A 4,619-nucleotide genomic window follows, 5' to 3' on the forward strand; every position below is an offset into this window, starting at 1 on the left:
ATAGTATAGGGTACTATCGTAACTATTCCATTTTGAATGGGGGTTCACTTTGTCAGACACGTACGATTCTGGAAATATCAAAATATTGCGGGGGCTTGAACCGGTACGTGAACGCCCGGCAATGTATATCGGTTCTACCGATACACGTGGTCTTCATCATCTGGTATATGAAGTTGTTGATAATTCTATCGACGAGGCACTTGCCGGATACTGTAACCAGGTTGATATCATTATACACCCTGACGGAAGTGTCAGTGTAGAAGATAATGGCCGGGGTATCCCGATCGACCCAATGAAGGATAATAACAACAAAAGTGCCCTAGAAACGGTACTTACCGTCCTTCATGCCGGAGGAAAATTTGATAAAGACACGTATCAAGTCTCCGGAGGTTTACACGGTGTCGGTGTATCTGTTGTTAACGCTTTATCTGTGAAATTAACTGCAAAAGTCTGGAAAGACGGCAACGAATACGAGATGCAGTTTTCTCGCGGAGGAGTCATCCAAGAGATGACTTGCCGTGAAGAATCACTCGAAGAATTGAATCAGCGGTATATTCGCCGATATGGTTCACTTCCCTGTAACGCACCGGATAATAGAGAAGATTTTCTCAGATCTTATAAAGTAGCAGTCACCGGCACAATAGTAACGTTCAAACCTGACAGTACGATCTTTGATACTGTTGAATTTGATTATGATGTACTTGCACACAGAATGCGAGAACTTGCATTCCTGAACTGTGGCATTACAATTAAAATCTGCGATGAACGATGCGAGGATTGGAATGAATGCCGTGAGACCTTTTCATATGCCGGCGGTATAACTGAGTATGTTCGGTTTTTAAACAAGGATGTACCGCCCATTCATGAGAGTGTCATCGCTCTTGAGAAATCTGACCTTGAAAACAAGGTTGAGGTGGACATCGCATTTCAATACACCAACGGATATTCAGAAAAGATCTTTACGTATGTTAACAGTGTCAATACCCGTGAAGGTGGAACCCATCTTGAGGGTTTTAGATCAGCATTAACAAAAGCCATCAACAAGATGGGCAAGGAAAATAAGGCAATCAAGGATCCAAACTTTTCTTTAAAAGGCGAAGATGTCCGTGAAGGTCTGACTGCCATCATATCAATAAAGATGGCAAATCCTCAGTTTGAAGGTCAGACCAAGATGAAACTTGGGAACAGTGACGTTAAGGGTATTGTTGATTCACTGGTCTATGCCTCACTTTGTGAATACTTTGAAGAGCATCCCAAAGACCTCAGCGCCATCATCGAAAAGGCAGTATTAGCATTTCAGGCACGGGAAGCAGCACGTAAAGCCAGAGAACTTGCACGAAGAAAAAGTACTCTCGATTCTTCCGGGCTTCCTGGAAAACTGGCAGACTGCACTGAACGTGCTCCTGAAAAGAGTGAAATGTATATTGTCGAAGGAGATTCTGCAGGTGGTAGCGCCAAACAGGGACGGGATCGAAGGTTCCAGGCTATTCTTCCTCTCAGAGGTAAGATCCTAAACGTAGAAAAGGCAACGGTACATAAAATTCTAAAGAACAATGAAATTCAGGCTCTGATTTCAGCAATTGGTACCGGAGTTGGTGAATCCTTTGATATTGAGAAGGCACGGTATCATCACGTCATCATCATGACTGATGCAGATGTCGATGGAGCTCATATCGCTACCCTGCTTTTGACATTTTTTTACCGGTACATGCTTCCACTCATCGAGGCCGGCTATATCTACCTGGCCCAGCCTCCCCTTTACCGGATTGCAAAAGGAAAACAGGAAGTTTACGCATATACCGAGGATGATATGCGCAGACTGATGGGTGAGATGGGAGATAAGGGAGTTGGAGTTCAGCGATACAAAGGTCTTGGAGAAATGAATGCAATTCAACTCTGGAGTACTACAATGGATCCTGAGTCACGAATTCTCAAGCAGGTGAAGATCGAAGACGCAAGTTATGCAAATGAGATCTTCGAGAAATTGATGGGAGATGATGTGACTGCCCGTAAAGATTTCATTAAGAGACACTGCAAAGAGGTGACCAACCTTGACATCTGAAGAGCAGCCAGAGGTTAGCATTCTCAACCCCCGTGTAAACAGGGTCAATATTGAAGAGGAGATGAAGACCTCTTACATCAATTATGCGATGTCGGTTATCATCGGCAGAGCAATCCCTGATGTACGGGATGGTCTTAAGCCGGTTCATCGAAAGTCCTTGTTCGCAATGTGGGAGATGGGTAACACCCATGACAAGGCTTACAAAAAATCCGCCCGTGTAGTCGGAGAAGTCATGGGTAAGTATCACCCACATGGTGATTCTTCGATTTACGATACGATTGTCAGAATGGCTCAGCCCTGGACATATCGTATGATGCTTGCTGATGGGCAGGGAAATTTTGGTTCTATTGATGGTGATGCCCCGGCAGCAATGCGTTATACCGAAATCCGGTTGAAACCAGAAGCTGAGGAATTACTTGAAGACATCGAAAAGGAAACAGTATCCTTTTCTCCCAACTTTGACGAGTCTCTTGAAGAACCCAATGTACTTCCGGCGAAACTGCCGAATCTGTTAATAAATGGTTCTGATGGTATTGCAGTTGGTATGGCAACCAAGATGCCACCACATAATGTAGGTGAAGTCTGTAGAGCTATCATTTATTATCTGGATAATCCTGAAGCAACCGTTGATGACTTGATGAAGATTCTGCCGGGTCCTGACTTTCCTACCGGTGGAGTCATTATGGGTACTGATGGAATCAAGTCAGCATACCATACAGGGTACGGAAAACTTACAGTCAGGGGCGTTGCTGATATTGATGAAACCGGTAAACGGGAACAGATTATTATTACTGAACTCCCGTATCAGGTCAATAAAGCACGTCTGATTGAGTACATTGCAGATCTTGTCAGAGAGAAGAAGATAGAAGGAATATCTGACATCAGGGATGAATCGGACAAGGAAGGGATGAGGATTGTCATCGATCTGAAAAAGGGAACTCATCCCCAGATGATACTGAATCACCTGTATAAGCATACTGCTCTTGAGAGTACCTTTGGTATTATCAACCTGGCAATTATGGATCTGCAACCGAAAGTATTCGGTTTAATCGGACTCATAGAGCAGTTTGTTCAGCACCGTATTGTGGTCATCACCCGCAGAAGTGAATTTGACAAACGAAAAGCAGAAGAACGGGTCCATATTCTCCGTGGTCTTCTTCATGCAATCGACAATATCGATGCTGTTATTGCTACAATCAGAGCATCGAAAACTGCTGATGAAGCTAAACAAGCATTGGTTTCCAAATTTGATCTCGATGAAGCTCAGGCAACAGCAATTCTCCAGATGCAGCTTCGCCGTCTTGCTGCACTAGAAAAGCAGAAACTTGTAGATGAACGGGATCAGCTCGAAGCAGAGATCCGTCGCCTGGTAGAGCTTCTTTCAACAGAAAGTCATATCAGAGCAGAAATTGCCAGGGAACTTAATGAGGCTGTATCCAAATATGGTGACAGCAGAAGAACCCAGATAACCATTGATACCACTACCATTGACAAAGAAGATCTCATACCAAATAAGCAGGTACTGGTCTGTCTTACTCATCATAATTATATCAAATATATTGATATTGATGCATACCGGACTCAGGGTCGTGGTGGACGTGGTGTGATGGGTATCTCAACGAAGGATGAAGATTTTGTTGAGCAGGTCTTTGTTGCATATACACATGATCATCTTCTCTGTTTCACTTCTGAAGGAAGGGCATACTGGCTGAGAGTGTTCGATATCCCGGAGGCTTCACGCCAGAGCAGAGGAAAGGCCATCGTTAATCTGCTTGATCTCAATGATGATGAACGGGTAACAGCGGTAATTCCTGTAAAAGAATTCTGCTCAGATCGGTTCTTCCTCTTCTTAACTGAACATGGGATGACGATAAAAATCCCACAAGATGAGTTTTCACGTCCACGTTCAACCGGAGTGAATGCAATAACTTTGCGTGACAACGATCATCTTGTTCATGTGATTGTTACTGATGGAACCCAGGAAGTACTAATCACGACCAGATATGGACAGAGTCTGCGATTCCATGAAGATCAGATCTCTCTTCGTCATCGTAATGCTCTCGGAGTTATTGGAATGCGGATGAGGGATGATGATGTTGTCCGCAGCCTGACTGTTGTGGAAGAAGGAAAACTCCTGCTTACTATCACGGAAGCTGGTTACGGAAAGCGAACCAGCTTTGATGAGTACCGGGGTCATGGAAGAGGAACTCTTGGTGTCAGAAACATCAAAGTCGGGCGTAATGATGGAGTCGTAACTGCTTTTGCCTTATCAGAAGATGAAGAGATCATCCTGATGAGTGCAGAAGGAAATGTTATCAGGACTAAAGTAAACAAGATTTCGATTCAGGGACGCAGCACCCGTGGTGTCCGAATCATGAGAATCGGAGCAAAAGACCGGGTAGTGGGAGTAACCTCACTCTCTCCTGAAGAATCACAGGAACTGCAGGACATTCCTCAAGCTGAAATCATCGACGAGGGCGACGATGATGCAGCTCCTGACATGGAATAACCAGTTCCACTTTATCATTTTTTTTATTCTGTCTGATTAACATTACAG

At 44.1% G+C, this 4,619-nt stretch carries 2 protein-coding genes; both read left to right on the plus strand.

Annotation, left to right across the window (positions count from 1 at the left end):
- Positions 1 to 49 precede the first annotated feature (49 nt).
- Complete coding sequence (locus VN429_RS00710; protein WP_325628708.1) at positions 50 to 2,062, plus strand: DNA topoisomerase subunit B; 2,013 nt, start codon at positions 50 to 52, stop codon at positions 2,060 to 2,062.
- Positions 2,052 to 4,571: a DNA gyrase subunit A gene (gene gyrA / locus VN429_RS00715; protein ID WP_325628710.1), complete on the plus strand. Its 2,520-nt coding sequence runs from the start codon at positions 2,052 to 2,054 to the stop codon at positions 4,569 to 4,571. The genes VN429_RS00710 and gyrA overlap by 11 nt, the downstream gene beginning before the upstream one ends.
- Positions 4,572 to 4,619: the final 48 nt, after the last annotated feature.

The organism is Methanospirillum sp. (assembly GCF_035560735.1).
Lineage (GTDB): Archaea > Halobacteriota > Methanomicrobia > Methanomicrobiales > Methanospirillaceae > Methanospirillum.